The sequence below is a fragment of the Tessaracoccus massiliensis genome (assembly GCF_000826065.2).
GTDB lineage: Bacteria > Actinomycetota > Actinomycetes > Propionibacteriales > Propionibacteriaceae > Arachnia > Arachnia massiliensis_A.
The window spans coordinates 1-806 of sequence record NZ_LN623530.1 but is presented as its reverse complement, the minus strand read 5'-3'; the positions used below and the strand labels follow the sequence as shown (position 1 = coordinate 806).

1 protein-coding gene is annotated in these 806 nt (G+C 71.7%); it reads left to right on the top strand.

Annotation, left to right across the window (positions count from 1 at the left end):
* Positions 1–61: 61 nt before the first annotated feature.
* Positions 62–806 (top strand): hypothetical protein (locus BN1186_RS00030; RefSeq protein ID WP_040281331.1); only part of this gene is annotated, 745 nt, incomplete at its 3' end.

Genomic DNA, 806 nt, shown 5'->3' with positions numbered 1-806 from the left:
GGCTGGGTACGGCCGTCGTGGCCGGCGCCCGCCAGCAATCGACCGCCCCGTTGGAGGACGAATGAAACGCCTCCTTCTCGGCCTTCTCGCGCTCGGCCTTCTCGCGGCGACGCTCGGTTGGGCGGCGTTGCCCGCCCACGCCGACCCCCCACCACAGGCGGCGCAGTTGTGCAGGGAAACCGTCCGTGGCTGCGGCATCAGCGCCTCTGACGCCCTGCGCGAGGGCGCCACGTTCCCGGTGAGCATCCACGGCCGCCCCCACACGCGCCTGCAGGTGGTGCTCTATCAGGCCGTGGTCGACGAACGGGGCGAGCTCACCGAGTTGCGGCCCATCGGCGATGGCGCCGAGGTGCTCACCCGTGGCGCCGGCGTGGCCAGCACCGAACTGGGCGTGCCCGCCGTCGTCACGGAGGAATCCAGCGGCTGGGCGCTGATCAGTGTCGGCGGCCTCACCGGCACCGACACCTCGCTCACCGTGGGCCAGTTCGTCTCCTTCGGTGCCCGCCGCCCCACGGTGCGCGGCGACGGCTTCGGCGAACTCAAACCCGTGGGCACGACGCTCCAGTTGAGCGTCGTGGGCGCCATCCCGGGCAGCCGTTTCGCCGTGGAACACCTGGCCGACGACGGCATGTGGCGCGACGTCACCGTCAGCGAATCGGTGGCGCGTGGCCCGGCCAATGAGCCCTTCACCGTGGAATACCAGGTTCCCCGTGGGCTGCCAGCGATCCCGCAGCAGTTCCGGCTGCGCAACGTCTCGGATTCGGCCACGGTCGAGGTCTGGACGGCCACCCCCCACCCCGACGGAG